The organism is Actinomadura sp. NPDC048394 (assembly GCF_040651755.1).
Classification (GTDB): Bacteria; Actinomycetota; Actinomycetes; order Streptosporangiales; family Streptosporangiaceae; genus Spirillospora; species Spirillospora montaniterrae.
The window spans coordinates 41,471-66,799 of the sequence record NZ_JBEZJL010000059.1; the positions used below are offsets into that span (position 1 = coordinate 41,471).

The 25,329-nt window shown below is 74.3% G+C and carries 24 protein-coding genes; 13 read left to right on the forward strand and 11 right to left on the reverse strand.

Annotated elements, in window-relative coordinates; all coding sequences use genetic code 11:
- Positions 1 to 18 precede the first annotated feature (18 nt).
- Genes AB0C78_RS35010 through AB0C78_RS35020 form a run of 3 tightly spaced genes read left to right on the forward strand, consistent with a single transcriptional unit; the run spans position 19 to position 2,614 of the window.
- A complete protein-coding gene (locus AB0C78_RS35010) occupies positions 19 to 1,164 on the forward strand; it encodes a DUF6777 domain-containing protein (protein ID WP_360756511.1) in 1,146 nt (381 codons plus the stop codon).
- A 23-nt stretch (positions 1,165 to 1,187) separates the two neighbouring features.
- Complete coding sequence (locus AB0C78_RS35015) at positions 1,188 to 1,577, forward strand: metalloregulator ArsR/SmtB family transcription factor (protein WP_151541782.1); 390 nt, start codon at positions 1,188 to 1,190, stop codon at positions 1,575 to 1,577.
- On the forward strand, positions 1,574 to 2,614 hold the full coding sequence (locus AB0C78_RS35020) for a cation diffusion facilitator family transporter (protein ID WP_360756514.1): 1,041 nt from the start codon (positions 1,574 to 1,576) through the stop codon (positions 2,612 to 2,614). The genes AB0C78_RS35015 and AB0C78_RS35020 overlap by 4 nt, the downstream gene beginning before the upstream one ends.
- A 25-nt stretch (positions 2,615 to 2,639) precedes the next feature.
- Here the strand turns inward: AB0C78_RS35020 and AB0C78_RS35025 are convergent, their stop codons facing one another.
- From AB0C78_RS35025 to AB0C78_RS35035, 3 genes are all read right to left on the reverse strand, one after another.
- Entirely contained in the window at positions 2,640 to 3,527 is an 888-nt protein-coding gene (locus AB0C78_RS35025; protein WP_360756517.1) for an amidohydrolase family protein, read from the reverse strand.
- 54 nt (positions 3,528 to 3,581) lie between these two features.
- Positions 3,582 to 4,559: an IS481 family transposase gene (locus tag AB0C78_RS35030; protein ID WP_360756518.1), complete on the reverse strand. Its 978-nt coding sequence runs from the start codon at positions 4,557 to 4,559 to the stop codon at positions 3,582 to 3,584.
- A gap of 106 nt (positions 4,560 to 4,665) precedes the next feature.
- On the reverse strand, positions 4,666 to 5,595 hold the full coding sequence (locus AB0C78_RS35035) for an alpha/beta hydrolase family protein (RefSeq protein ID WP_192808903.1): 930 nt from the start codon (positions 5,593 to 5,595) through the stop codon (positions 4,666 to 4,668).
- Between the two features lie 164 nt (positions 5,596 to 5,759).
- Between AB0C78_RS35035 and AB0C78_RS35040 the strand changes: the two genes are divergently transcribed.
- Positions 5,760 to 6,746: a diacylglycerol kinase family protein gene (locus tag AB0C78_RS35040; RefSeq protein ID WP_151541778.1), complete on the forward strand. Its 987-nt coding sequence runs from the start codon at positions 5,760 to 5,762 to the stop codon at positions 6,744 to 6,746.
- 102 nt (positions 6,747 to 6,848) lie between these two features.
- Here AB0C78_RS35040 and AB0C78_RS35045 read toward each other — a convergent pair whose 3' ends face one another.
- Complete coding sequence (locus AB0C78_RS35045; protein WP_360756522.1) at positions 6,849 to 7,958, reverse strand: P1 family peptidase; 1,110 nt, start codon at positions 7,956 to 7,958, stop codon at positions 6,849 to 6,851.
- Positions 7,955 to 8,596, reverse strand: coding sequence for a TetR/AcrR family transcriptional regulator (locus tag AB0C78_RS35050; protein ID WP_360756524.1), 642 nt, complete (start codon positions 8,594 to 8,596; stop codon positions 7,955 to 7,957). Before AB0C78_RS35050 ends, AB0C78_RS35045 begins: the two co-directional genes overlap by 4 nt.
- Positions 8,597 to 8,744: 148 nt before the next feature.
- Between AB0C78_RS35050 and AB0C78_RS35055 the strand changes: the two genes are divergently transcribed.
- On the forward strand, positions 8,745 to 10,151 hold the full coding sequence (locus AB0C78_RS35055; protein WP_360756527.1) for an APC family permease: 1,407 nt from the start codon (positions 8,745 to 8,747) through the stop codon (positions 10,149 to 10,151).
- Here the strand turns inward: AB0C78_RS35055 and AB0C78_RS35060 are convergent.
- Positions 10,148 to 10,705 (reverse strand): PadR family transcriptional regulator, encoded by a 558-nt coding sequence (locus AB0C78_RS35060; protein WP_225991810.1) that lies wholly within the window; start codon positions 10,703 to 10,705, stop codon positions 10,148 to 10,150. The genes AB0C78_RS35055 and AB0C78_RS35060 overlap by 4 nt on opposite strands.
- A gap of 140 nt (positions 10,706 to 10,845) precedes the next feature.
- Between AB0C78_RS35060 and AB0C78_RS35065 the strand changes: the two genes are divergently transcribed.
- Complete coding sequence (locus AB0C78_RS35065) at positions 10,846 to 11,289, forward strand: hypothetical protein (RefSeq protein WP_360756530.1); 444 nt, start codon at positions 10,846 to 10,848, stop codon at positions 11,287 to 11,289.
- On the opposite strand, the gene AB0C78_RS35070 is transcribed toward AB0C78_RS35065, so the two are convergent.
- A complete protein-coding gene (locus AB0C78_RS35070) occupies positions 11,286 to 12,158 on the reverse strand; it encodes an aldo/keto reductase (RefSeq protein WP_360756533.1) in 873 nt (290 codons plus the stop codon). The two genes, AB0C78_RS35065 and AB0C78_RS35070, sit on opposite strands and share 4 nt — an antisense overlap.
- Before the next feature lie 90 nt (positions 12,159 to 12,248).
- Here AB0C78_RS35070 and AB0C78_RS35075 point away from each other — a divergent pair, with 90 nt between their 5' ends.
- The gene (locus tag AB0C78_RS35075; RefSeq protein ID WP_360756536.1) at positions 12,249 to 12,914 is read left to right on the forward strand and encodes a helix-turn-helix transcriptional regulator; all 666 of its coding nucleotides are present in this window, start codon (positions 12,249 to 12,251) and stop codon (positions 12,912 to 12,914) included.
- A gap of 11 nt (positions 12,915 to 12,925) precedes the next feature.
- Here AB0C78_RS35075 and AB0C78_RS35080 read toward each other — a convergent pair whose 3' ends face one another.
- From AB0C78_RS35080 to AB0C78_RS35095, 4 genes are read right to left on the reverse strand one after another with little or no spacing between them, the layout of a single operon-like run.
- Entirely contained in the window at positions 12,926 to 13,318 is a 393-nt protein-coding gene (locus tag AB0C78_RS35080) for a hypothetical protein (protein WP_360756539.1), read from the reverse strand.
- Complete coding sequence (locus AB0C78_RS35085; RefSeq protein WP_360756542.1) at positions 13,315 to 15,645, reverse strand: DUF4132 domain-containing protein; 2,331 nt, start codon at positions 15,643 to 15,645, stop codon at positions 13,315 to 13,317. Before AB0C78_RS35085 ends, AB0C78_RS35080 begins: the two co-directional genes overlap by 4 nt.
- The gene (locus AB0C78_RS35090; RefSeq protein WP_360756544.1) at positions 15,645 to 17,123 is read right to left on the reverse strand and encodes a DUF4132 domain-containing protein; all 1,479 of its coding nucleotides are present in this window, start codon (positions 17,121 to 17,123) and stop codon (positions 15,645 to 15,647) included. Before AB0C78_RS35090 ends, AB0C78_RS35085 begins: the two co-directional genes overlap by 1 nt.
- A gap of 50 nt (positions 17,124 to 17,173) precedes the next feature.
- A complete protein-coding gene (locus AB0C78_RS35095) occupies positions 17,174 to 19,663 on the reverse strand; it encodes a DUF4132 domain-containing protein (protein ID WP_360756546.1) in 2,490 nt (829 codons plus the stop codon).
- Between the two features lie 114 nt (positions 19,664 to 19,777).
- Between AB0C78_RS35095 and AB0C78_RS35100 the strand changes: the two genes are divergently transcribed.
- The 6 genes from AB0C78_RS35100 (at position 19,778) to AB0C78_RS35125 (ending at position 25,255) form a co-directional block, all read left to right on the forward strand.
- Positions 19,778 to 21,235, forward strand: coding sequence for an NAD(P)/FAD-dependent oxidoreductase (locus AB0C78_RS35100; RefSeq protein ID WP_360756548.1), 1,458 nt, complete (start codon positions 19,778 to 19,780; stop codon positions 21,233 to 21,235).
- A 22-nt stretch (positions 21,236 to 21,257) separates the two neighbouring features.
- A complete protein-coding gene (locus AB0C78_RS35105; protein ID WP_151541766.1) occupies positions 21,258 to 22,025 on the forward strand; it encodes an SDR family oxidoreductase in 768 nt (255 codons plus the stop codon).
- Between the two features lie 122 nt (positions 22,026 to 22,147).
- A complete protein-coding gene (locus AB0C78_RS35110) occupies positions 22,148 to 23,104 on the forward strand; it encodes a DMT family transporter (protein WP_360756550.1) in 957 nt (318 codons plus the stop codon).
- Positions 23,105 to 23,121: 17 nt separating this feature from the next.
- The gene (locus AB0C78_RS35115; protein ID WP_360756553.1) at positions 23,122 to 23,949 is read left to right on the forward strand and encodes a serine protease; all 828 of its coding nucleotides are present in this window, start codon (positions 23,122 to 23,124) and stop codon (positions 23,947 to 23,949) included.
- Positions 23,950 to 24,015: 66 nt separating this feature from the next.
- Positions 24,016 to 24,924 (forward strand): NAD-dependent epimerase/dehydratase family protein, encoded by a 909-nt coding sequence (locus AB0C78_RS35120; protein WP_360756556.1) that lies wholly within the window; start codon positions 24,016 to 24,018, stop codon positions 24,922 to 24,924.
- A gap of 10 nt (positions 24,925 to 24,934) precedes the next feature.
- Positions 24,935 to 25,255, forward strand: a complete 321-nt coding sequence (locus AB0C78_RS35125; RefSeq protein ID WP_151541762.1) for a co-chaperone GroES — start codon at positions 24,935 to 24,937, stop codon at positions 25,253 to 25,255.
- Positions 25,256 to 25,329 lie beyond the last annotated feature (74 nt).

The following is a 25,329-nucleotide window of genomic DNA, read 5'->3' on the forward strand; positions in this document are numbered from 1 at the left end:
CGGAGCGGGAGACGACGCATGCTCGAGATCAATTCACGAATGGCGCGGGGCCGGCTCGTGATCACGGCGGCCGGCGCGCTGGTGCTCGCGGCCGGGACGCTCGCGGGCTGCGGGGACGCGGGGGCCGCGATCACCCGGCTGACCGTGGGCTCGCCGGGCCCCGACCCGTACACGCTGGCGGCGAACACCGACCAGGCGAAGGTCACGACGCGCCCGGCGCGGGGCGGGACGAAGGACGGCGACGCGCCCGGCCTGTACGGCGGGACGCGCCGGATCTCGAGCTGCGACCAGCGCAGGCTCGTCGCGTTCCTGCAGGCCAACCCGGACAAGGCGCGCGCGTGGGCGAGGGTTCAGGGCATCCCGGTGAGCGACATCGCGCGGTACGTGTCGCGGCTGACGCCGGTGCTGCTGCGCACCGACACGCTGGTGACCAATCACGGTTACCGGGACGGGAGGGCGACGAGCGCCGCCGCCGTCCTCCAGGCCGGAATGGGGGTTCTGGTCAATGGCTACGGCATGCCGGCGGTGAAGTGCAATTGCGGTAATCCGCTGACCGCACCGGAAGGCAAGATCAAAACGTCGAACGCGCGGTACAGTGGCCGAAAGTGGCCGGGATTCGAGAAGCGGAATGTGACCCGGATCCGGCCGCGGGATTCCCGGAAGGGCACGATCACGGTCTTCGTGCTCGTCGACCCGGGCGCCACGATGGGCTTCGAGCGGCCGCGCGCGACGGCGGGCGACGACGACGGGCCGCCGCAGCCGCTGCCGCCGACCGAGACCGCGCCGCCGAGCGACTCCCCCGCGCCGGTCGACTCGGGCGACGGGTCCTCCGGCTCCCCCGTCCCGGGCGACGGGTCGCCGAATCCCGGGTCGCCGGAGCCGGGGATCTCCGGGCCGGGGTCGCCCGGCGCCGGGTCGCCCGGGCCGGAAATCTCGCAGCCGGGGGTGTCGCCGGGCGGCGGACCGGGCACGGGCACCACGACCGGCACCGGCACCGGCACCGGCACCGGCGACGGCGGCTCGGGCGGCGACGGCTCCGGCGGCACGGGCGGTGCCACCGGCGGGGCCGGGACGCCCGGTGACGAGCCGCAGAGCCCGGTGATCTCGATGGCGCCGCCCGGCCCGTCGGAGGGGTCCCCGGCGGGGTCGCCCGCGGCGTTCTGACCGGTGGTGCTACATTTGCACATATGAGCAGTGCTTCAGACGTCGTCCCCGCGGAGGCGTGCGCCGTCCGCGTGGTCGACGCCGAGAAGGTCGCCCTCGTCTCCGCCTCGATGCCGGGCGCGGAGACGGTCGGGGAGCTCGCGCAGGTGTTCGGGCTGCTGTCCGACCCGGGCCGGCTCCGGGTGATCACCGCGCTGCTCGAGGGGGGAGAGATGTGCGTGTGCGACATCGCGGCGTCCTGCGGGCAGTCGGAGTCGTCGGTGTCGCACGCGCTGCGCCTGCTGCGCGCCAACCGCGTCGTCCGGGTCCGCCGGGCCGGGCGGATGGCCTACTACCGGCTCGACGACTCGCACGTCCGGATGCTGCTCGATCTCGCCCTCGCCCACGTCGGCCACGGGGAGGAAGGCGCATGACCGCGAAGCCGGAGAACGAGCCGGAACGGCACGGCCCCGGGCACGGGCATGGACACGGCCATGGGCATGGGCACGGCCACGGGCACGGCATCTCCGCCGGCGCCGACCGGAGGCTGCTCGGCGGCGCCCTCGCGCTGATCGTCGCCTACATGGCGGGCGAGGTCGCGATCGGCCTGATCGCCGGGTCGCTGGCCCTGCTCTCCGACGCCGCGCACATGCTGACCGACGCGTTCGCGATCGCGCTGGCGCTGGTCGCGATGCGGATCGCGGCGCGCCCGCCGCAGGGCGGCTTCACGTTCGGGATGCGCCGGGCGGAGATCCTCTCGGCGCAGCTGAACGGGCTGACGCTGATCCTGCTGGCGGCGTTCTTCGTCTACGAGGGCGTCCACCGGCTGATCAGCCCGCCGGACGTGCACGGGCAGTTCGTGTTCTGGACGGCCCTGGCCGGCATCGTGGTCAACCTCGCCGCGACCTGGCTGCTGAGCCGCGCGAACCGGACGAGCCTGAACGTGGAGGGCGCGTTCCAGCACATCCTGAACGACCTGTTCGCGTTCGTCTGCACCGCCATCGCGGGCCTCGTGGTCTGGACGACCGGGTTCGCCCGGGCGGACGCGATCGCGTCGCTGGTGGTGGCGGCGCTGATGCTGAAGGCCGGGTACGGGCTGCTGCGGGACGCGGGGCGGGTACTGATGGAGGCGGCCCCGGCGGGCATCGACCCGTCCGAGCTGGGCGCCCGGCTGGCGGAGCGGCCGTGCGTCGAGGAGGTGCACGACCTGCACGTGTGGGAGGTCGGGTCCGGCTATCCGGCGCTGTCGGCGCACGTGCTGGTGGACGTGGAGGGCGACTGCCACGCCGTCCGCCGCGACATGCAGGACGTGCTGCGCGACTCGTACGGGATCACCCACACGACGCTGGAGGTCGATCACGTGGACGGCCCGTCCCGGCACGGGCACTGCGAGGACTCGCACGGCCCCCGCCACGTGGGCGAGGCCGACCAGCCGCACGAGCACGCGGGCTCGGCCCCCTGCGACCACTGACCGCCCGCGGCGTCAGAGGCCGGCGTCAGAGGTCGAAGAGCCCGGCGGCGGCCTCCCAGCAGACGGCGCGGAGCCAGTCGTCGCCGAGGCCGAGGGCGGCCAGCGCCTCCAGCTGGTGGGCGTACTCGTAGGGGATGTTGGGGAAGTCGGTGCCGAGCAGGATCCGGCCGTCCAGGCCGAGGTCGCGGAGCCGCGGCAGGAGCGCCTCGGGGAACGTGCCGAGCCCGCCCGCGAACCGGGTGAAGGTCATCGTGGTGTCCAGGTGGACGCCGCCGTACCGCTCGGCGAGGGCGAAGAACCCGTCGAACTCGGGCGCGCCGAGGTGCGCGATGATCGCGGTGAGGCGGGGGTGCCGGGCGAGCACACCGGCGAACGGCCCCGGGCCGGTGAACCCGTTGGCGACCGGACCGGAACCGGCGTGGACCAGGGCGGGCACCCCGGCGTCGGCGAGGATCCCCCACGCCTCGTCCAGCTCCTTGTCCCGGGGGTCGAACCCGCCGACCTGCAGGTGGACCTTGAACACGCGGGCCCCGGACTCGAGGGCGCGCCGCACGTAGGCGGCGGCGCCCGGCTCGGGGTAGAACGTCGCGGTCTGCAGGCATTCGGGGACGCGGGCGGCGAACTCGGCGCCCCACTCGTTCAGCGGCTCCGCCATGCCGGGCCGGTGCGGGTACACCAGGGCGGTGAACGCGCGGACGCCGAGGCCGCGCAGGAACGCCAGCCGCTCCTCCTCCGAGTCCCGGTAGCGGATCGGCCATTCGGTGCCGATCAGCGGGCCGGCGTCGTCGAAGTACGCCCAGACCGCGCTCATCAGCCGCGGCGGCATGAAGTGGACGTGCGCGTCGACGATGCCGGGCAGCCCGAGCGCCTGCCAGAACGCGGGGACGGCGGAATCCGAACGAGGTTCAGTCACGCCCCGACCCTAGCCGGACGCCCCCGGCCCGCCGCAGCCGCTAGCTGTACTCGGTCATGACGTTGGTGACAGGCGGCTGGTGGGTGGGTGACCGCCGAGTGCGGTGTGTGGGCGTTGGGTGTTGTAGTACTGCAGCCAGGGTGTCAGGCGGTGGGTGCGTTGGGTGTTGCTGGTGAACACTTGCTGGTAGGCCCATTCGGTGGCCAGGGTGCGGTTGAAGCGTTCGACCTTGCCGTTTTGCCAGGGGCAGTGCGGGCGGATGAGTTTGTGGCGTGCGTCCAGATCGGCCAGGGCGGTGGCGAAGTCGCGGCTGTGGCGGTAGCACCAGGCGTTGTCGGTCAGCACCCGCTCGATGCGGGTGATACCGCGGGCGGCGAAGAAGTCGGCGGCTCGGCGCAGGAAGCCGGCCGCGGTGGGGCCCTTCTCGTCGGGGTGGATCTCGGCGTAGGCGAGCCGGGTGTGGTCGTCGACGGCGGCGTGGACGTAGTCGTAGCCGATGCGGGCGTGTTTGTGGCGGGTCAGGCGGGAGCCGTCGCGGCCGTGGGCGCGCCAGCCGCCGCCGTCGGGGATGCGTCCGATCTTCTTGACGTCGATGTGCAGCAGTGCCCCGGGCCGGTCGTGCTCGTAGCGGATGGTGGTGTGGCGGGTGGCCCGGACGCGGCGGCCGGTGAGCGGGTCGCATTCGGCCAGTCGTGGAACGGCATGGCGGCGCAGGATGCGGGTGACGGTCCGTTCGGGCACCCCGGTCGCGGCGGCGATGAAGGCCGGGCCCCGGCGGTGGCGGCGCCGATGCTCCAGCACGCGTTCCTCGGCCTGCGGTGTGGTGCGGCCGGGAGTGCGGTGCGGGCGGCAGGACCGGTCGTGCAGCCCGGCCATGCCCTCGGCATCGAAGCGGCGCACCCAGCGGTGCGCGCACTGCCGCGAGACTCCCAGCTCCCGTGCGACGTGCGCGACCGGGCGTCCCTGCACACGGACACGCTCGACCAGCAGACGACGGCCGTGGACGGTCAACCGTGCATTAGCGTGGGCCATGAAGACCTCCGAGACGGGTGAAGACGGCTATCTCCACCGCACTCGGAGGTCTTCGCTTTGATCAACCACCAACCCGGCGTGTCACCAACCTCACGACCGAGTACAGCTAGCCGATCGCGGCCAGCAGGGCGGGCAGCGCGGCGCGCAGCTCGCGCCGCCAGTACGGCCAGGAGTGGGTGCCCCGGTAGAAGTGCGTGGAGATCGGGATGCCGAGCTTCTTCAGCTTGCCCGCGAACTCGCGGCTGACGGCGCCGGCGAGCGCCTCGACCACGTCGTGGCCGGTGCCGGGCTCCGGGTCGTAGGGGCCGGGCCGCCCGTCCCCCGCGCTGACGTGCAGGTGCACGCCGGCGAGGCGGTCGGCGAGGTCGAACGGGTTGTGCTGCCGCCACACGACGCGCTGCTCGTCGGGGTCGCCCCACACGTCGGTCCAGTCGCGGGCGGGTTCGGCGATCGCGACGGTCAGCTCGACCAGGTCGGCGACGTCGAGGCCGTGCGGGTCGCGGTGCAGGGTGTGCACGGGGCCGCTGAACGACGCGGCGGCGCGGAACAGGCCGCGGTGCCGGGCCGCGTAGGCGAGCGCGCCCATCCCGCCGGTCCCATTCCCGGCGACCGCGCGCCGCGTTCCGGCGCGGTATCCGCGTTCGAGTATCTGCCGCAGCTCCGCCAGATGGAACGTCTCCCACTTCGGCGCCCCGCCGTCGCCGCGATTCCACCAGTCGGTGTAATTCCCGCAGCGGCCGCCGTCCGGCATGGCGACGATCACATCGCGGTCCCCGATCAGTTCCTCGACGCCGCCGTGGTCGGTCCAGGCGGTGTGCTCCGCGCCGGATCCGTGCAGCAGCCACAGCACGGGCCAGGTCCGGTGGGCGTCCCGTGACCAGCCGGGAGGCAGCAGGAGCCGGGCGTGCGCGACGCCGGGGAGGACGGGCGAGCGGACCGCGAGGTCCAGGACGCGGCCGCGGGGCCGGTGCTCGCCGACGACGGTCGCGCCGTCGTCGGCGGGTGCTGCGGACGGGGCGGCGCCCCCGGTGGCCATGGACATATTTTCCGTCCCGGTCATTCAGCTGTGGTTCACCGGTAATGTCCCCACTTCCGGCCATGTTTCAACGCGAAGTAATGGGTTTATAAAGCAGCGGACCGGGGTTCCCGGACGGCGGCCGGGTAGGGTGGCGCGAACGAGTGGAGGGCGACCGAGTCGAGATGCGGAGCAAAGCGGAGCTGGAGTCGGCGATCGGCAAGGGCGGCCGCGCGGTGCTGGTGATCAACTCGCGGTCGCGGCGGGGCCGCCGGCTGTACGGCCGGGCGCGCCGCCTGCTGGACGAGGCGGGGATCGCCTTCGACCAGGTCTTCCCGGTGACCGACCCGACCCGGCTGCGCGAGCTGTTCGGCGACGTGCTGGCGCTGGAACCCGACCTGGTCGTGGTCGGCGGCGGGGACGGGACGGTCGCCGAGGCCGTCGGGCATCTCGCGCACCGCGACATCGCGCTCGGCGTGCTGCCGCTCGGCACCACCAACAACTTCGCGCGCAGCCTGGAGCTGCCGCTGGACCTGCCGGGCGCGGTCCGGACCGTCGCGGTGGGCGGGCCGGGCGGCGGGAAGGTCGCCGACGTGGACGTCGGCTGGTTCGAGAGCACCGGCGATCCGCAGGGCGAGGGGCCGGGCGCCGACCGCGAGCACATCTTCGCGAACATGGTCAGCCTCGGCCTGTCGGTGCAGGTCGCGGGGAAGGTCCCGCACCTGCTCAAGCGGTACCTGGGCCGTCCCGCGTACGCGCTGACGGCGGCGGGGCTGCTGCCCCGGCACGCGGCGTTCACGGCCCGCATCACGATCGACGGGGAGACCACGACCCTGCAGACGCACCAGCTGAACGTCGCGAACGGCGCGCACCACAGCGGCCAGCGGATCGCGCGGGACGCGAGCCCCGACGACCGGCTGCTGGCCGTCTACCGGCTGGGCGACGAGCGGCGGCTGCGGCTGGCGTCCGCGACGGCCCGGCACGTGCTGACCGGCCCGTGGCGGACGCTGGACGAGGACGCGTTCCTCACCACCGGGCACGTGGAGATCGAGACGGACCCGCCGATGCGGGTGGACGTCGACGGCGAGGTCCGCGGCCGGACGCCGGTGACGATCCGGCTGCGCGGCAACGCGCTGCGCGTGATCGTCCCGCAGACGTTCGACGACACCTGATCCCGCGCAGCCGCGGGTCGGAGCACGCCGCGGGTCGGAGCACGCCGCGGGTCGGAGCACGCCGCGGGTCGGAGCACGCCGCGGGTCGGAGCACGCCGCGGGTCAGAGCACGCCGCGCGCCGCGAGCAGGTCCCGCAGCCGGTCGTGCGGGAGGGCCGGCGACCGGTGCCCGTCCCGGCCGATCATGGTGCGGGCGGCGAGCAGCGCGTTCAGCACGGCCTCCTCGACGGCCTGGACGACGGCCTCGTAGAACGGGTCGATCCGGTTCCACGGGACGAACCGCAGCGTCTCGTAGCCCTCCTCCCCCGCCGGGAAGCCGCCGGTGAGCGCGCCCGCGTTGGCGGTGGAGAAGGCGAGGAAGATGTCGCCGGACGAGTGCTGCCCGTAGGTGCCGGTGCGGGCCAGGCCGAGCGGGACGCGGCGGGCGAGGGCGGTGCACTGCCCGGGGATCAGCGGCGCGTCCGTCGCGACGACCGCGATGACGGAGCCGGCGCCGGCGAGGCCGAGCCAGTCGGTGTCCTCCATCGGGTTGTCGTCGGCGAGGGCCGCGCCGGCCGGGACGCCGCAGACGGTGAGGTCCTTGCGGGAGCCGAAGTTCGCCTGGACGAACGCGCCGACCGTGTACGCGTCGCCGCCGTACCGCACGACCCGCGACGACGTCCCGTTGCCGCCCTTGAAGCCGTAGCAGTTCATGCCGGTGCCGCCGCCGGCGTTGCCCTCCTCGACGGGGCCGCCGCGCGCCGCGTCCAGCGCCTGGACGGCGTGCTCGGGCCGCACGTGGGCGCCGCCGACGTCGTTGAGGTAGCCGTCCCAGGTCTCGGCGACGACGGGCAGCATCCAGTCCTCCGAGCCGGGGCTCTCGCGGAGCATCCAGTCGATGGCGCCGCGGTGGCAGGTCCCGACGGCGTGCGTGTTGGTGATCAGCACGGGGGTGTTGAGGGCGCCGGTCTCGGCGATCCAGTGCGTGCCGGTCATCTCGCCGTTGCCGTTGAGCGAGTACACCCCGGCCGCGCACGCGTCGGCGAGGCCCGCGCGGCCGCGCGGGAGCAGCGCGGTGACGCCGGTGCGGACGGGACCCTCGCCGGGGCGCAGCGGGCCGTCCCCGGACACCAGCGTGACGGTGCCGACCTCGACGCCGGGCACGTCGGTGATCGCGTTGAGGGGGCCGGTGTCGCCGGGCAGCGGCAGGCCGAGGGCGCGGGCGCGGGTCATGTGTCACCTTCCAGGTCGCGGCGGTCGAGGTCGAAGTCGCCGGGGTCGCGGCCGGTGGCGTCGGCGGCGTAGGCGCGCAGCAGCCGCGCGGCGTGCGCCGCGTCCACGGCGGGCACGGCGTTGACGATGTGCAGACCGTACCCGTCCTCCAGCGCGACGAGGGTGCGCGCGATGTCGGCGGCGTCGCGGGTCAGCCGGAACGCGCCGGTGGCGGCGCCGGCCTCCAGGATCCCCGCGTAGACGCCGGCCTGCCGCTCGAACAGCCGGATGTGCTCGGCGGCGTACGCCGGGTCGCGGCGGGAGACGGTGCCGAGCTCGTACAGCAGCACGCACAGCTCGTCGCCGGGCCCGGACGGCAGCCCGCTGGCGATCATCGCGGCCAGCCGGCGGCGCGGGTCGGGCTCGGCGCGGACGGCGTCCTCGCGGGCGGCGCAGAACCGGTCGACGGCCTCGCGCTGCACCTCGCGGAGCAGGTCGGCGAGCGTGGGGAAGTAGTACAGGACGGAGCCGGGCGACATCTCCGCCTGGTCCGCCACGTCGCGCAGCCGCAGGCCGAGCATGCCGCGCTCGGCGACCGCGCGGCGCGCGGCGGCGACGAGCTCGGTGCGCTTCTCGGCGGCCCTGCTGGGTCGTGCCATGGTCGACATTCTCCGAAGATCATTCAGACAATTCAAGTCAGGACGGGCGCACACGCATCCGAGACCGAGATGTTACAGGCGTCTCGCTTGACCCGATGCCCCAGGGTTCTTTGATACTCGTTCAAAGAACTCCGTCGGGAGGTGCCCCATGGCCGCATCCGAAGTCCGCCCGCCGGCCGCCGCCGGCCGGCCCCCGGCCCTGCACCGGGGGCTGCGCACCCTCGGCGCGCTCCTCATCGTGCTGTCCGCCGTCACGCCCGCGTCGTCGGTCTTCATCATCGCGCCGGGGGTGATCGCGCAGGCCGGCACCGGCGCGTTCTGGAGCTTCGCGGCGGCGGGCGCCGTCGGCGTCCTCATGGCCTTCGTGTACGCCGAGCTGTCGTCGGCGTACCCGCTGACCGGCGGCGAGTACGCCATCGTCGGCCGCACCCTCGGCCGGCTGCCCGGCTTCGTGGTGCTCGGGCTGATCCTCATCACCCAGCTGCTGATCCTCGCGGTGATCGCGCTCGGCGTCGGCACCTACCTCGGCGTGCTCGTGCACGGCCTGGACGGCCCGGTGGTCGCCGCGCTCGCGGTCGCCGTCGCCACCGTCGTCGCGATCCTCGACATCAAGGTCAACGCCCTGGTCACCGGGGTCTTCCTGGCGATCGAGATGGGTGCGCTGCTGGTGCTGTCCGGGCTCGGGTTCCTGCACGTCGAGCGGCCGTTCACCGACCTGCTCGCGCACCCGGTCGCGGCGGCGGACGGCGGGGGCCTCGCCGCCACGTCCGCCGGGCTGATCGCCGCCGCCACCGCCGTCGCGATCTTCGCCTACAACGGCTACGGCTCCGCGGTGTACTTCGGCGAGGAGACCCACGACGCGCAGCGCGCCGTCGCGCGCACGATCCTGTGGGCGCTCGGCATCACCGTCGCGGCCGAGCTGGTCCCGGTCACCGCCGTCCTGCTCGGCGCCCCCGACCTGAAGGAGCTGCTGGGCTCGGACGCGATGATGGAGTACTTCGTCACCGCGCGCGGCGGCCACGCCCTCAACACGGTGATCAGCCTGGCGATCGCGCTCGCCATCCTGAACGCGGTGATAGCGATCATGCTGCTGACGGCCCGGCTGATCTTCAGCTCCGGCCGGGACGGCACCTGGACGCCGCGGATCGACGGGGCGCTCACCGCGATCCACCCCCGGTTCGGCACCCCCTGGATCGCCACGGTCGTCACCGGCGTGCTCAGCGCCGCCGCCTGCTTCCTGGACGAGAAGTTCCTGCTCGTCGTCACCGGCACGTCCCTCGTGGCGGTGTACGCGGCGCTGTGCCTGGCGGTGATCGCCGGGCGCCGCAACGGGACGACCGCGCACGCGAAGTACCGGATGCCGCTGTTCCCGGTCGCGCCGGTCGCCGCGCTCGCCGCCCTCGGGTACGTGATCTACCAGAACGCCGAGGACCCCGAGGTCGGGCGGCCCAGCCTGATCGTCACGGTCGTGGTGATGGCGGTGTCCGCGGGGTACTTCGCGCTCGTCCTGCGCCGCCGCGGCGGCTGGGAGCTGACGGGCGACCAGGAGGGCTAGCGCTCGTCCGCCATGACGTAGTCGCCCGCCTCCAGGCGCTCGATCAGGCCGCGCGCCCAGCGCATCGCCGAGTCGGCGGAGTGCACCCACCAGCCGAGCAGCTCGTGCAGGTGCGCGGGGTCCGCCGGCGCCTCGTACAGCGGCATGACGTTGGCGCGCCGGGCGGCCAGGCCGTCCAGCCGCTGCCGGAGCAGCTCGATCGCCTCGGGGCGGGTCAGCTCGGCCAGGAAGGCGAGCCCGGCCGTCAGCATCTCCGGGTGCCGGATGTCCACCGTCGAGATCGCGCAGCGCAGCAGCCGGAAGAACTCCTCCCGGCCCGCGTCGGTGATCTCGTAGTCGGTGTGCGGCGGCCCGGCGTCGCTCTCCTCCACGTCGTGCGCGAGGAGCAGGCCCTCCTTGGCCAGCTGCCGCAGCGCGTGGTAGATCGAGCCCGGGTTCACGTGGGCCCACTCGTCCGAGCCCCAGGAGATCAGCTCCCGGCGGACCTCGTACCCGTGGGCGCAGCCGAACCGCCGCACCCCGCCGAGGACCAGCAGCCGCGTCGCCGACATCATCACCCTTCCCTGATCGAGCCGACGTTCAGGGTAGAGCCTGCGGCGGGCGCCGGTGGCACGCCCCCTCGGCGGCCGCGCGCCAGGGGGTCCTTCCCGGGCGGGCACTGGTCCCGGGACGGGTCCCGGCCTAGCGTCGTGCCATGGCTGCGGAATGGTGGTCCATCGAGGTGTTCGACGCGTCCCTGCCCGCGTCCGCCTGGCAACGGTCGTGGCAGGAGACGCTCGCGGAGACCGCGCTGACCTACGGCGCGCTCCACTGGGAATGGCACGCGCACAGCTGGGGCGTCGTCTTCGAGGTGTTCTTCGAGGACGAGGAGCAGTGGGAGGCGTGGCGGGCCCTGCCCGTCGTGCGCGCGGCCCTGGACGCCGTCCCCGACCCGGTGAACGGCCTGGTGGTGTACCGGGGCCGCGGCGGGTCGTCCGGGGCCCCGGTCCCCCGGCGGCCGGTCCCCGCACCGGGCGCGGCGGCGCTCGAGGCCGAGCCGCCCGAGCCGGACCCGATCATCGACCTCGCCGCCGCCGATCTCACCGCCGATCTCCCGGGCTCCGGCGTCCCGGGCCCGGTCCTCCCGAGCCCCGGCTAGGCGCGCAGCTCGGCGAGGTCGGCGGCGCTGAGCGCCAGCTCCGCGGCGGCCATGTTCTCCTCCAGGTGCGCCGGGGAGCCGGTGCCGGGGATCGCCAGCATCACCGGCGACAGCGCGAGCAGGCCCGCGAGCAGCACCTGCGGGACGGTGGCGCCGTGGCGGGCGGCGACGGCCTTCACGCGGTCGTCGTCGGGGATCCCGAAGCCGCCGAGAGGGAAGTACGGGGCGTAGCCGATGCCGTCGCGCTCGCAGATCGCCAGCAGCTCGGTGTCCGCGGGCTGGGTGATGTCGAACCTGTTCTGGACGGCGGCCACGGGCGCGATCGTCCGGGCCTCGGCGAGCTGCGCCGCGCTGACGTGGCTGAGCCCGAGATGCCGGATGAGCCCCTCCTCGCGGAGCCCGGCGAGGATCTCGAACCGCTCGCCGATCGGCTCGTCCAGCGGCGTCTCCAGGCCGCCGGGACGCAGGTAGACGAGGTCGAGGCTGTCGCGGCCCAGCTCGCGCAGGTTGCGCTCGACCTCGGCGCGCAGCCCGGACGCGGGGAGCTGGCCGCTCGGGTACGGGTCGCCCGGCGCCCGGTACGGGCCGACCTTCGTGGCGATGACGAGGCCGTCCGGGTAGGGCGCGAGGGCGCTGCGGATCATCTCGTTCGCGGCGAGGCCGGACGGGTGGAAGTAGAACGCGGCGGTGTCGATGTGGTCGGCGCCCAGCTCGACGGCGCGGCGCAGCACCCGGAGGGAGGTGTCCCGGTCGTTGGGGGCGCCGCCGCGGGTGCTGGCCGGCAGCCGCATCGCGCCGAAGCCCATCCGGGAGATCCGCAGGTCGCCGCCGAGGTCGAAATGGTCGTTACGCGTGGTCGGTGTCGTCATGCGTCCCACTGTGCTGCGCAGGTCGCGCCCGGACGAGCCGCTGGCATCTTGCTGCCACCCCGTCCCGCCCGCGTGGCAGACTGGCCGGTGATGACAGTGGACGTGGACCAGAACGTGATCCTGCGCGGCGAGCGGGAGCTGATCGAGCGCGCCTGGCGGCTGTTCCTCGCCCGCGAGGAGTTCGCGTGCGCCGCCACGGACATGAACACCTGGGCCATGCCGGAGATCCGGGAGCGGATCGCCGCGCACCGGCGCAGCCTCGTGCCGCGGCCCGCCGCGTACAAGCTGCACAACCCGGCGGCGCTCGCCGACGAGGAGTCCGAGCGGCGGCTCGTGGAGATCGCCAAGGGCGGCGCGCGGGTGCGGATCTGCACGACGCCGCTGCCGCACGAGACGATCATCGTCGACCGGCGTACCGCGATCCTCGCCGGGCCGCCGGAGAACGGGGTGCGCGAGTACACCGTCGTCCGGTCGCCGAGCGTGGTGAAGGGCGTGGTGTCGCTGTTCTGGGCGACCTGGGAGACCTCCGCCGACCTCGCCGACTACCGGCGCGAGCGGCCGCCCGCGCTGAGCGAGGAGAGCCGGCGGATCCTGCGGCTGCTCGCCGGCGGGCTGAAGGACGAGGCCGCCGCCCGGCAGCTCGGCCTGTCGCTGCGCACCTACCGGCGCCGCGTCGCCGAGATCCTCACCCTGCTCGACGCCGGGTCCCGGTTCCAGGCGGGGCTGCGCGCCCAGGAGTTCGGCCTGCTCGGCTGACCGGCCGCGGATCAGCCGCCGACCAGCGGGACCAGCTTGACGAACACCAGGTCGGGGTCGCCGGTGAGGTCGATCTCCTCGTCCAGGTCCTCGACCTGGCGGTCCCCGGCCAGCACGAAGAAGCCGTTGCCGAGGAACGCCCGCTCGGCGATCTCCGCCTGCCGCTCCCAGTCGATGGGGCGGCGGTCGCGCATCCGGTAGCCGTTCAGCTCGGTCTCGGCGTCGTCCGGGCGGACCAGGCCGTTGAACCGGGTGGACGGGCGGGCGTTGTACCGGGCGACCTCCTCGCGGACCCGCAGCCGGATCAGCTCCCGGACGGTCATCCGCGCGGGCAGCCCGCCGACCTCGAACGCGGCGACGGGCGTGCCGGTCGCGGTCTCGTCGCGGAACGTCACGGCGGTCATCGGGCGCCTCCCTTGAGCTGGGCGAGGATGGTCTCGTCGGTGATCCCGCCGTCGGCGGCGAGCAGGAACGCCTTGCTGAGGATCAGCGAGAGCCGGCCGTCCTCGAACGGCAGGAACACGGTGCCGCCGGCGGCGCGACCGGCCGGGACGACGCACAGGTACGCGTCGTCCGGCTCCATGAGGATGTTCGCCGACCCCAGATGGATCTTGTAGGTGCGCAGGTCGCCGCGGACGACCAGGAACCGGCCGTCCAGGGAGCAGCGCCCGGCGATCTTCGTGCGGGGCAGGATCCGCTCGAGCGCGTCGCGGCGGGACGCGGCACTCTCGGTCAGCTCCGCGAACCCGGACCGCTCCCAGTAGCGGCGCGGCTCGCCGTCGCCTCGCCACTCCGGGTCGGCGGCGATCGAGGTGACGCCGACGAACAGGTCCACGTCCCGCATCGCCTCGCTGAACACCAGCGGCGGGACGTCGGCGAGCCGCGCGTCCCGCCACGCGCCGCCGTCGCGGCGCGCGAACGCGACCCGGTCGGTGCCGGCGATCATCAGCTCGTCCTGCCAGTCGGCCAGGACGTGCGCGAACCGGACCCGCCACTCCCCCGCGGCCAGCACCCGCGACGCCTCGTCCTCGGCGCCGCCGTCCCACGGGCCGAGCAGCCGGCTCGTCCAGCCGCGCGCCCGGAACAGCGCGAACATCTTCCGGTAGTGGACGAGGTGCGCCGCGAACCGGTTCGAGTACGTGCCCGTCCGCTCCTCGGCGGGCGTGAGCAGGTACACCTCGCGGAAGGCCTGCTTGAACGGCTGCCGGATGCGCCGCTCGATGAGCAGGTCGCGCCAGGCGCGCACCTCGTCCGGGGACGAGCGGATCGGATGCCACAGCCGGACGCCCGCCGCGTCCGGCGCGTCCGGGACGCCGCCGGTCTCCCGGAGCACCGCCCGCCACTCCCCCGGCGCCTCCTCGATCTCCCAGATCAGCCGCCGGACGGTCGGGCCCGCGACCGGGTGCCGGGCCAGGCCGTCCCGCCACGGGCCGAACCGGTGGACGGCACCGGCCGTGTACCCGCCCTCCAGCGCCCGGACGAGGGTCGTCAGGTGCGCGTCGACCCGCTTGACGAGCTCGCGCAGCTCCTTGACCTCGGCCTTGTGGTCGCGGCGGACGGCCGCGGGCACGCCCTTCAGCGCCGTGCCGTCCTTCTCGAAGGCCAACTCGGCCTTCTCAGCTGCGGTGACGACGGCCGTGTAGGCGCCGAGGACGCGGCGGTGCGCGCCGTCCGGGCCGAAGCCGAGGTCCGGGAGGCGGAGCGCGACCTCCGCCCGCTCCGCGAGCGCCGCCTCGACCTTCTTCAGCATCTTGTCGAGCTGCTTCGGTACCCCGGCGTGCCGGACCGAGCCGCGGACCGTCCGGATCGTGGTGACCAGCTCGGGGATCGGGTAATCCTGCGCCGCCCGGACGATCTCGTACAGCAGCGCCTGCGACGGCAGCGTCCTGGCCTGCGTCGGCGCGACGGACACGTCCGGCAGCAGGCGGGCGAGCAGCGCGGGCAGCCACGGCTCGTCCCGCAGCAGCGCGATCCTCGCGGCGTGCCCGAGCGCCTTCACCTCGCCGGACGCGAACGCCTTGTCGGCCCGGTAGGGGACGGTCCCGTCCTGGATCGCGCGGGCCCGCTCGGCCGCCGCCTCCAGGGCACGGCGTGCGAACGCGGCGTACGCCGGGACGTCCGCGGCCTTCCCGGCGGCGTCCGGTGCGGTCGGCGGGGAGGTGTAGGAGTCGTCGGCGGCGAACTCGGCCACGACCACGCGCTCGGGCGCGGTGAGCGCGGCGATGGCGTCGATCTCGTCCCGCGCTATCGGGCCGCCGCCGTCCGCGAGCCGGTCCGCGACCTCGCGCAGGAGACCGGCGTCCGCGATACCGGCGACCGCCAGCAGCGCGTACGGCTGGCCGAGCCGCCCCTCGTCCAGCAGGAACCGGACGAGGGTGCGTGCCTGACCGGCGACGTCCGGCCACGGCCCGGTGCAGCGCAGCAGCGCCCCGGCGCCGAGCCGCACGTCCGCCCACTGGCGCTTATCCAGGCCCTGGACCAGCGCGTCGAACATGCGGCGGCACGCGTCCGGCGTGTAGCGCGGCTGCCGCTCCTTCGCCGCGTCCTCGACCGCGAAGCGGACGCGCGTCGAGACGAACGGCTCCGCCGGCGCCGCGTACGCGGCGGGCAGGAGCGTGCCGAGGTCCTCGTCGGAGACCAGGGACAGGTCGGGGTACGCGCTCAGGAACCCCTCGTCCTCCGGCGCCGGGGCGGTCATGGCGCGCAGCATCCGCGCCGCCGGGCCGTCCATCAGACCCCCGTCCTGATCCGCCGCAGCAGCGACTCGTCCGCGATCTTGTGGTCGGCGGCGAGCAGCACCGCCTTGGTGAGGATCAGCGACAGCCGCTCGTCCTCGAACGGCAGGAACAGCCTCGACTGCCCCTTGCGGCGCGCCGGCACGATCCGCAGCAGCGTCCCGTCCGGCTCCATCCGCACGTGCCCCGTGCCGAGATGGATCCGGTAGGCGCGCAGCTCGCCCCGCACGGCGAGGAAGCGGTCGTCCAGCGCGCACCGGTCGGCGATCTTCGTGCGGGGCAGGATCCGCTCCAGCGCCGCGCGCCGCACCTCCGCCGCCGCGCCCGGCCGGCCGAACGCCGCCTCCCGCCGGTAGTGCAGGTGGTGGCGGTCCTCGCCGTCCGGCCAGTCGGGGTCCGCGGCGATCGACGCGGCGTCCACGAACAGGCCGACGTCGCGCATCGCCTCGCTGAACACCAGCGGCGGCGCGTCGGCGAGCCCCGCGCGGCTCCAGTGCCGGCGGTCCCGCCGCTCGAACCGCACATGCCCGGTGACGACGTGCTCCCCCTGCCCCGCCGCCTCCGCCGGGTCGTAGCGCAGGACCGCGCGCCACCCGCCGTCGAGGACGCGCCGCGCCGCCGCCGGGGCGCCGCCGTGCAGCCGGCCGCGGTGGTCGGGCCGCCAGCCGCGCTCCCGGAACAGCTCCCGCAGCCGCGCGTACCGGACGATGTGCCCCGCGAACCGGTCCGAGCGGGCCGCGCCCGCCTCGTCCGGGCCGAGCACGCAGACCTCCCGGAACGCCTGCCGGAACGCCTGCACCATCCGGTTGTCGATCACGAAGTCGCGCCACGCCCGCACCACGGCGGGCCGCGCCCGCACCGGATGCCACAGCCGCACCCGCGCGCCGTCCGCCGGGACGGGCAGCGCGCGCCCGTCCACCGTCACCAGCACGTCCTCGCCGGGCGTCGCCGCGTGCCAGATCCCGTCCGGGTCCTGGAACTCCCAGATCAGGCCGCGGGCGACGGCGCCGCTCACCGGATGGTCGAGCCACTCGCGCCGCCACGCGCCGTGCCGCCACGACCGGCCGTCCGCCGCCATCAGCGCCTCGGCGCGGGCCCGCTCGTCCGCGAGGGTGCCGCGGACCCCCTTCGCGAGCGCCTTCAGCTCCCGGATCTCCGCGGCGTGCGGGACCTTCAGCGCACCGGGGACGGTCGGCAGCGGGTACCCGTCCGACCCGACATAGGTCAGCCGCACCGTCAGCGGGTTCTCGATCGCGAGGACGGCCTGGTAGCCGCCGACGTCGCGGGCGAGGGACCCGTCCCCGCCGAGACCGTGCGCGGGCACGTCGGGCACGCCGTCGTCGGGGGGCGGGGGCGGGGCCGGGGCCGCCGAGGGTCCGGCCCACGTCGCCGCGGGCCGCTTCCTGGTGGGCCACTTCTTCGTGGGCCACGGGCCGTCGAGCGCGGTGAGGTGCGCCCGGAGGTCGTCGAACATGTCGCGATCTTGGCAGATCCTCCCGCCCCGGCCGGGCCGTTCGGTAAGGATCATCGTGCCGGTGACAGCTGGCGCAGGATCGTCTCGTCGGTGATCCTCGCGTCGGCGGCCAGCAGGAACGCCTTGCTGAGGATCAGCGACAGCCGCTCGTCCTCGAACGGCAGGAACACCGTGCCGCCGCCCGTGCGGCCGCCCCGCACGATGCACAGGTACGCGCCGTCCGGCTCCATCAGGATGTTCCCCGAGCCCAGATGGATCTTGTAGGTGCGCAGGTCGCCGCGGACGACCAGGTACCGCCCGTCCAGTGCGCAGCGCCCGGCGATCTTCGTGCGGGGCAGGATCCGCTCCAGCGCCGCGCGCCGCACCTCCGCGCTCGCGGTCAGCTCGCCGAACGTCGCCTGCCGCCAGTACGCGGTGTAGCGGTCCTCGCCCCGGTCCGCCCACTCGGGGTCGGCGGCGATCGACGTGACGCCGACGAACAGGTCCACGTCCCGCATCGCCTCGCTGAACACCAGCGGCGGCACCTCCGCGAGCGGCGCCTCCAGCCAGCGGCGGCCGTCTCTGCGCTCGAACCGCACCTGGTCGGTCGCGGCGTACTCGGGCGTGTAGTCGAACCCCTCCTCCACCGGCTCGTGGTAGAAGCACGCCCGCCACGCGCCGCCGCCGAACTCGCCGCGCGCCTCGCCGTTGTAACCGCCGTCGTAGGAACCGAGGAAGTTGCTCTGCCAGCCACGCTCCTTGAACAGCGCGTACAGGCGCCGGTAGTGCACGATGTGCGCCGCGAACCGGTTGGAGTACGTCTTCGTCTCCTCCTCCGCGGGGGTGAGCAGGTAGATCTCCCGGAACGCCTGCTTGAACGGCTGCCGGACCCGCCCGTCCATGACGCGCTCCCGCCAGGCGCGGACCTCGTCCAGCGCGGCGCGGGCCGGATGCCACAGCCGGACGTTCACCGGCTCGCCGTCCGGCGCGTCCATCACGGCGCGCCAAGCGCCGTCCTCGCCCTGGAACTCCCAGATCAGCCCGCGCGCGACGGCACCGGTGACCGGATGGTCCCGGTAGTACTCGCGCCACTCGCCGTACGGCCAGGCCCGCGCGCCGTCCGACATGATCGCCTCGATGCGCGCCCGCTCCCCCGACAGCGTCCCGCGGATCTCCTTGGCGAGCGCCTTCAGCTCCTTCAGCTCGTCCGCGAACCCGTCCTTCACCGCCGCCGGGGCCGTCCGGGACGCGCGGCCGTCCGCGCCGGCGAACGTGAGCCGGACGGTCGCCGCGTCCTCGATCGCGATGCGGGCGACGTGCGCGCCGAGCGTGCGCTCCAGCGTCCCGTCCGGGCCGAGCCCGTGGGCGGGGACGCCGCGCTCCACCAGCTGCTCGGGCGTGATCCCCTGCCGTTCCGCGGCGGCCCGCAGGGCGGTGCCGATCTGCTTGCGCAGCGCCCGGTCCTTGATCTTCATCTGGAGCCGGCCGAGCTCCGCCAGCGCCGAGGCGTCCTCGACGGCGCCGAGCGCGTTGATCGCCGCCCCCGCGAGCTTGAGGTCCTGCGTGACATCGCCGCGCGCCCCCGTCCGCAGCGCCAGCGCCCCCAGCAGCGGCACCGTCTCCGCGCCGCCGGTCACCGTCGCCGCCCAGACGACGCCGCGCGCCAGGTCCCCGTGGTTCTGGTGGACGAGGTAGTGGTAGTGGTACTGGTCGCCGACCCACCCGGCGTGGCCGCCGTGCTCCCGGCTGCACAGGGGCTCGCCCTCGGCGAGGATCCGCAGGCACTCGGCCACCGCGCCCCGCGCGTCCGCGGCGTCCGCGAGCGACACGCACGTCCGCCGCCACTTCTGCGACGGGCGCGGCGACGACAGGCCGTCCAGGTGCCGGATGAACGACGCCACGTCCGCCTCCGGCGCCTCCCGCGCGCGCTCGCGCAGCGGCGCCGCCCACGCGTCGCGGCTCGGGACCAGCCCGGCCGGGAGGGAGTCGCCGACGTCGGCCAGGAGCGCGCGCAGCCGCTTCGCGATCATCGGACGCTCGTACGAGCCGATGTGGCCCTCCATGAACGCCTGATGGGCGAGGCGGAGCGCGGGCCCCACGGCCCGGCGCCCGCCGGCGTCGAGCGCGCCGGCGGCGGTGAGCGCGATCATCAGGGTGTCCCCGAACCAGGAACCGCCGCGGTGGTCGGCGGCGCACCCGAGCAGCACCTCGGCCTCGGCGGGCGTCCAGCCGCCCGTCCGCGCCGCCAGGCGGGACATGTCGCGCTGGTGGCGCCACAGCGGCGCGTCGTCAAGGCAGGCGGCCAGCATGAGGACCAGCAGCGCGGCCCTGGCGTCCGCCCCCGCGCAGCCGTCCAGCCACCGGTTCAGGTCGCCCCGGACGGCCGTGTCCTCGGCGGCGTACGCGGCGTAGTCCTCCGGGGCCTTCGCCGCGTCCCAGGTGTTCCTCCGCGCCCGGTCGAGCAGGGCGACGAGCCCGCGACCGCGGTCGAGGGCGGCCAGGCGGACGTCGTCGAGGGCGTCGCCCTTGCGCGCCGCCGCCACGAGGGTGTCGTAGAGCATGGCCGTGAGGGTGGCAGGGGTGACCGACAAAACCGGCGATCCGGGTGTCTGGTCAGTGACCTTCCGGTCACCTACGCTCGGGGATACCGTACAGAACGAGATTCGGGACGGCCCATGGCGCACAGCGTGGTGATCATCGGAAGCGGGTTCGGCGGCATCGGGATGGCGATCCGGCTGCGGGAGGCCGGCGTCCACGACGTGGTGGTCCTGGAGAAGGCCGACGGGCTCGGCGGCACCTGGCGCGACAACACCTACCCCGGCGCCGCCTGCGACGTCCCGTCCCACCTGTACTCGTTCTCGTTCGAGCGCAAGACGGACTGGACGCGCCGGTTCCCGCCGCAGCCGGAGATCCTCGACTACCTGTGGCACTGCGCCCGCAAGTACGGCGTGCTCGACAAGATCAGGTTCGGTACCGAGGTCACCGAGGCGCGGTTCGACGAGGACGCGGCGCTGTGGCGGGTGTCCACGACGACCGGCGAGCTGGACGCGCGGGTGCTGGTGTCGGCGTGCGGGCAGCTGAACCGGCCCGCGCTCCCGCCGGTCGAGGGCCGCGAGTCGTTCACCGGGACGAGCTTCCACTCCTCCCGCTGGGACCACGGCACCGACCTGCGCGGCAAGCGGGTCGCGCTGGTCGGGACGGGCGCGAGCGCGATCCAGATCGTGCCGGAGATCGCGAAGGAGGCGGCGGAGCTGCGGCTGTTCCAGCGGTCCGCGCCGTACGTGATCGACAAGCCGGACCGGCCGTACCGCGCGTGGGAGAAGGCCGTCCTGCGGACCGTGCCGGGCGCGTACGCGCTGAGCCGCGCCCGGATCTACGCGATGTTCGAGTCGCGCGCGCTCGGCTTCGTCAAGTACCCGAAGCTGATGGGGCTCATGGAGAAGGGCTTCCGCAAGCACCTGGAGGAGCAGGTCGACGACCCGGCGCTGCGCGGCCGGCTCGTCCCGGGGTACCGGATGGGATGCAAGCGGATCCTGCTGTCCGACACCTACTATCCGGCGCTGGGCAGGCCGAACGTCGACCTGATCACCGATCCGATCGAGCGCGTCACGCCGTCCGGCGTCGCGACCGCGCGCGAGCACTACGACGTCGACGTGATCATCTACGCGACCGGGTTCCAGTCCACCGACTTCCTGTCCCCGATGAAGATCGTCGGACGGGACGGGCGGGAGCTGAACGAGGCGTGGCGGGACGGCGCGCAGGCGCACCTCGGCATCACCGTCAGCGGCTTCCCCAACCTGTTCCTGCTGTACGGGCCGTACACCAACCTCGGCCACAACTCGATCATCTACATGCTGGAGTCGCAGTTCCGGTACGTGCTCGGCTGCGTGGAGGCGCTGCGCCGGCACGGCCTGGACTGGATCGACGTGAAGCCCGACGTGCAGGACGCGTTCACCCGCGAGATGCGGGAGCGGATGCGGGCGACGGTGTGGGAGGCGGGCTGCCAGAGCTGGTACATGACCGAGGACGGCAAGGTCGTCAACAACTGGCCCGGCTTCACCTTCGCCTACCGCAACGCGACCCGCCGCCCCGACCCGCGGCATTTCACGGTGCGGCGCGCTACCGCCCGGTAGCCGCCGGGTTAGGCTCGGAGGCATGCCGACCGCCTTCATCACGGGCGCGACCGCGGGCATCGGCGCCGCGTTCGCCCGCCGCCTCGCCTCCGACGGGTTCGACCTGGTGCTGCTGGCCCGCGACACCGAACGGCTGGAGCGGGCCGCCGGCGAGCTCCGCGACCGGTACGGGGTGCGCGCCGAGACGCTGACCGCCGACCTCGCCACCGAGGCGGGCCTCGCCGCCGCCGAGGAACGCGTCCGCAAGGACGTCGACCTGCTGGTCAACAACGCGGGGTTCGGCCACAACGGCGTGTTCCTCGACGTGCCGGTCGCGGACGAGATCACGATGCTGAAGGTGCACTGCGAGGCCGTCCTGCGGCTCACCCACGCGGCGCTGCCCGGGATGCTGGAGCGCGGCCGGGGCGGGATCGTCAACGTCGCGTCGGTCGCGGCGTTCGCGACGCGCGGCACCTACGGTGCGTCCAAGGCGTGGGTGGTCAACTTCAGCCAGGGCGTGGCCGCCGACATCCGGCGCCGCTCGCGCGGGCGCGTCCGGGTGATGGCGCTGTGCCCCGGCTACACGCACACCGAGTTCCACCAGCGGGCGAGCATGGACATGTCCGGCCTGCCGGAGTTCATGTGGCTGAAGGACGCCGACGTCGTGGACGCGGCCCTGCGCGACCTGCGGCGCGGCGCGCAGATCAGCGTGCCCGGCGCGCAGTACAAGGCGATCGTGGCGCTCACCCGCCTGGTGCCGCGCGGGCTGGTCGCGCGCCTGTCGTCCGACACGGGCCGTCACTACGATTGATCAATTAGTCAAGCGTCACGGTCTTGTCACACGGAGTCCGACACGGCATGTTGGACTTCCGGCGGTTCTCAGGCGCGCGGAACCCCGGTTCCGCCCGCCCCCGATCCGCCGAGAGGTCCCTGATGGGTCACGACCTGGGTTACGCCGCCCTCGCTCTGATCGCGACCACCGTCTACTACATCGCCTTCCTCGTCTTCCGTGTCTCCGCGCGCCGGATGGAGCCGCTCAGGGGAAGCCGTCCGTTCCGGGTCGCCCGGCTCATGCTCACCGACCCGGTGTGGCTGGGCGGCGGGCTGCTGCTGTTCCTCGGCCTCGGCTACGAGGTGGTGGCGTTCCAGCAGATGCCGCTCGCCGTCGCGCAGCCGATCTTCGCGGTCAGCCTGGTGTTCCTCGTCGGGTACGCCGTGTGGTTCCTCGGCGAGCGGCTCAGCCTCCGGGAGTGGGCCAGCGTCGCGCTGTTCGTGCTGGCGACCGTGCTGATCGGGCTGTCGGCGACCGGGGACGGCACCCCGGCGGCGCACGCCACGCTCGTCGGCACGCTCGAGTCCCCCTGGACGATGCTCGCGATCTGCGCGCCCGCCGTGATCATCGCCGGGCTGGTGTGGCTGGTCGGCGACCGGCGCGCCGGCGGCCGGCACGCCCGCAAGCTCGCCGGGGTCGCCTACGGCATCGGCGCGGGCGCCTGCGCGGGGCTCGCCGAGGCCGGCATCCGCGGCATCTCGCTCGTCTACGCCGACACCGGCAGCCTGCGCGCCGTCCTGGAGTCCGCCTACCCGTACCTGACGCTCGGGCTGGCCGCGATCGCGCTCGGGCAGCTGCAGATCGCCCTGCAGCGCTGCCGCGTGGCGATCGTCGCGGTCGTGCTGACCGTCATCGGCCGCAGCTACCTCATCGTCAGCAGCACCGTCCTGTTCGGCGAGGAGTGGCCCCGGGACGCGCTGCCGTTCCTGCTGCGCGCCGGCGGCTTCGTGCTGGCGCTGGTCGCGCTGGTGACCTTCCCGCGGTACGAGGAGCCGGGCGCCACCGCGGCGCTGCCCGCGCGGGCCGCCCGCCGGAAGGGCGTGCGCGCCCTGCCTTGATCCCTTACATTGCCGGAATGGCCCCCTTCTCCCGATCGCTTCGGGGGGCGGCGCCCCGGCCCGGCCGGGCGCGCGCCCGCAGAGCGACGCCAGTCCGGGCCCTCGGCACGGCCGCGCTCGCCGCGGCCGCGCTCGGCGCCGCCCTCGTGCCCCTCGCCGCGTCCCCCGCGTCCGCCGTGGTCGGCGGCGCGCCCGCCTCCGCCGCCTCCTACCCGTGGCTCGCGGCGGTCGGCTCGCCGGTCTTCTTCGTCCGCCCGGCCGGCCAGTTCTGCGGCGGCGTCCTCATCAAGCCGGACCAGCTGCTCACCGCCGGGCACTGCGTGTCGGTGCTGCGCGGCGTGCCCGGCCTGCTCCAGGTCACCTTCGGCCGCGACGACCTGTCCGGCAGCGGCGGCGAGAGCGTGCCGGTGAAGTCCGTGAAGCTGCACCCGGAGTACAGCGAGACGTCCTTCAAGGGCGAGACGGTCAGCCACCACGACCTCGCCGTCCTCACCCTGGCGCGGCGGGTGGACCGGCCGACCGTCCCGCTCGGCTCCCCCGGGTCCGCCGCGACCGGCGTGGTGGCCGGCTGGGGCACCACGTCCGAGTCCGACTGGTTCAACACCCGGCTGCGCGCCGCGCAGGTGCCGCTGCCCGGCGACGCCGCCTGCGAGAAGGCCTACGGCGGCTTTTACGACGCGTCCGACATGGCGTGCGCCGGGTCGCCGAAGGCCGACACCTGCCAGTTCGACAGCGGCGGGCCGCTGCTGGCGGGCGGCCGCGTCGTCGCCCTCACGTCCTGGGCGTACGGCTGCGCCAAGCCCGGCTATCCCGGCGTCTACACGCGCGTCACCGACCTTCCCTAGCCTCCGCCCGGCCGGAAGCGGGCAGCGATTGGCGCCGCGGGCCCGCCTCCGGCAATGCTGTGACCCATGCGCGTATTGGTGACGGGGGCGGCGGGTTACATCGGGTACGCGGTGGCGCGGCGGCTGGTGGCCGCCGGGCACGACGTCGACGGGCTGATACGGCGGGACGCCGAGCTGCCGGACGGGGTGCGGCCCGTCCGCGGCGACGTCCTGCACCCGGGCTCGCTGCCGTCCGGGCAGTACGAGGGGGTGTGCCATCTCGCGGCGCTCACCCGCGTCCGCGAGTCGTTCCGTGAGCCGCTGCGCTTCTTCACCGCCAACGTGCAGGGCACGGTCAACGTGCTGCACGCCGCCGCGGGGGCGCGCGTGGTGTTCGGGTCGACCGCCGCGGTGTACGGGACGCCAGAACGGCAGCCGATCCCGGAGACCGAGGCGACCGCGCCGTCCAACCCATACGGGGCGTCGAAGCTGGCCGCCGAGCAGGCCGTCCGGTACCACGCCCGGACCGGCGCGATCGGCGCGGTCGTGCTGCGGACGTTCAACGTCGCGGGCTCGGTGGACGGCCGGGTCGACCCGGACGAGACCCGGCTGATCCCCAAGGCGCTCGCGGTCGCCGCGGGCCGCGCGCCCCAGCTGGAGATCAACGGCGACGGGCTGGCGGTCCGCGAGTTCCTGCACGTCGACGATCTCGCCGCCGCCTACGTCGCCGCGCTGGAGGCGGTGGAACTCGGCGAGGATCGGGTCTACAACGTCGGCAGCGGCACCGGGACCGCCGTCCACGAGGTCGTGTCGGCGGTCGAGAAGGCGACCGGGCGGCCCGTCCCGACGCTGCGCCGCCCGCCGCAGCCGGAGCCGCCCGTGCTGGTGTGCGACGCCGCCGCGATCCGCGCCGAGCTCGGCTGGCGGCCGGAGCGGTCCGCGCTCCCGGAGATCATCCGGGGCTCGTGGGCCGCCCTGACTCGCGGGGACGGATAAACTCTCCAGCGTGTCCGACCCGAAGTTCGAAGTCCAGATGCTCCACGACCGTGTCATGATCAAGGTCGAGAAGGACGCCGGCGAGCGCCGCAGCACCTCCGGCATCGTGATCCCGGCGACCGTCGAGCAGGCCAACCGCCTCGTCTGGGGCGAGGTGTGCGGGGTCGGCCACCACGTCCGCACGGTCAAGGTCGGCGACCGCGTCCTGTTCCACCCCGGCGACCAGTACGAGGTCGAGATCCAGGGCGAGAACTACCTGGTGATGCGGGAACGCGACCTGCACGCCGTCGCCAACGAGCGCCCCGAGCACGGCACCGGCCTCTACCTGTGAACCCGGACGGCGGGGGGCCGGCCCCGACCCCCCCCCCCCCCCGCCCGCGCGGGGCCGACTCCCGGCTGAGAATC

Coding starts and splice junctions, on each gene's coding strand:
- AB0C78_RS35020 (WP_360756514.1), top strand. CDS start 1,574: ATGACCGCGAAGCCGGAGAACGAGCCGGAACGGCACGGCCCCGGGCAC.
- AB0C78_RS35085 (WP_360756542.1), bottom strand. CDS start 15,645: ATGGACGGCCCGGCGGCGCGGATGCTGCGCGCCATGACCGCCCCGGCG.
- AB0C78_RS35115 (WP_360756553.1), top strand. CDS start 23,122: ATGGCCCCCTTCTCCCGATCGCTTCGGGGGGCGGCGCCCCGGCCCGGC.
- AB0C78_RS35035 (WP_192808903.1), bottom strand. CDS start 5,595: ATGGCCACCGGGGGCGCCGCCCCGTCCGCAGCACCCGCCGACGACGGC.
- AB0C78_RS35100 (WP_360756548.1), top strand. CDS start 19,778: ATGGCGCACAGCGTGGTGATCATCGGAAGCGGGTTCGGCGGCATCGGG.
- AB0C78_RS35065 (WP_360756530.1), top strand. CDS start 10,846: ATGGCTGCGGAATGGTGGTCCATCGAGGTGTTCGACGCGTCCCTGCCC.
- AB0C78_RS35105 (WP_151541766.1), top strand. CDS start 21,258: ATGCCGACCGCCTTCATCACGGGCGCGACCGCGGGCATCGGCGCCGCG.
- AB0C78_RS35030 (WP_360756518.1), bottom strand. CDS start 4,559: ATGGCCCACGCTAATGCACGGTTGACCGTCCACGGCCGTCGTCTGCTG.
- AB0C78_RS35060 (WP_225991810.1), bottom strand. CDS start 10,705: ATGATGTCGGCGACGCGGCTGCTGGTCCTCGGCGGGGTGCGGCGGTTC.
- AB0C78_RS35070 (WP_360756533.1), bottom strand. CDS start 12,158: ATGACGACACCGACCACGCGTAACGACCATTTCGACCTCGGCGGCGAC.
- AB0C78_RS35010 (WP_360756511.1), top strand. CDS start 19: ATGCTCGAGATCAATTCACGAATGGCGCGGGGCCGGCTCGTGATCACG.
- AB0C78_RS35015 (WP_151541782.1), top strand. CDS start 1,188: ATGAGCAGTGCTTCAGACGTCGTCCCCGCGGAGGCGTGCGCCGTCCGC.
- AB0C78_RS35095 (WP_360756546.1), bottom strand. CDS start 19,663: ATGCTCTACGACACCCTCGTGGCGGCGGCGCGCAAGGGCGACGCCCTC.
- AB0C78_RS35120 (WP_360756556.1), top strand. CDS start 24,016: ATGCGCGTATTGGTGACGGGGGCGGCGGGTTACATCGGGTACGCGGTG.
- AB0C78_RS35080 (WP_360756539.1), bottom strand. CDS start 13,318: ATGACCGCCGTGACGTTCCGCGACGAGACCGCGACCGGCACGCCCGTC.
- AB0C78_RS35045 (WP_360756522.1), bottom strand. CDS start 7,958: ATGACCCGCGCCCGCGCCCTCGGCCTGCCGCTGCCCGGCGACACCGGC.
- AB0C78_RS35075 (WP_360756536.1), top strand. CDS start 12,249: ATGACAGTGGACGTGGACCAGAACGTGATCCTGCGCGGCGAGCGGGAG.
- AB0C78_RS35090 (WP_360756544.1), bottom strand. CDS start 17,123: ATGTTCGACGACCTCCGGGCGCACCTCACCGCGCTCGACGGCCCGTGG.
- AB0C78_RS35050 (WP_360756524.1), bottom strand. CDS start 8,596: ATGGCACGACCCAGCAGGGCCGCCGAGAAGCGCACCGAGCTCGTCGCC.
- AB0C78_RS35040 (WP_151541778.1), top strand. CDS start 5,760: ATGCGGAGCAAAGCGGAGCTGGAGTCGGCGATCGGCAAGGGCGGCCGC.
- AB0C78_RS35055 (WP_360756527.1), top strand. CDS start 8,745: ATGGCCGCATCCGAAGTCCGCCCGCCGGCCGCCGCCGGCCGGCCCCCG.
- AB0C78_RS35110 (WP_360756550.1), top strand. CDS start 22,148: ATGGGTCACGACCTGGGTTACGCCGCCCTCGCTCTGATCGCGACCACC.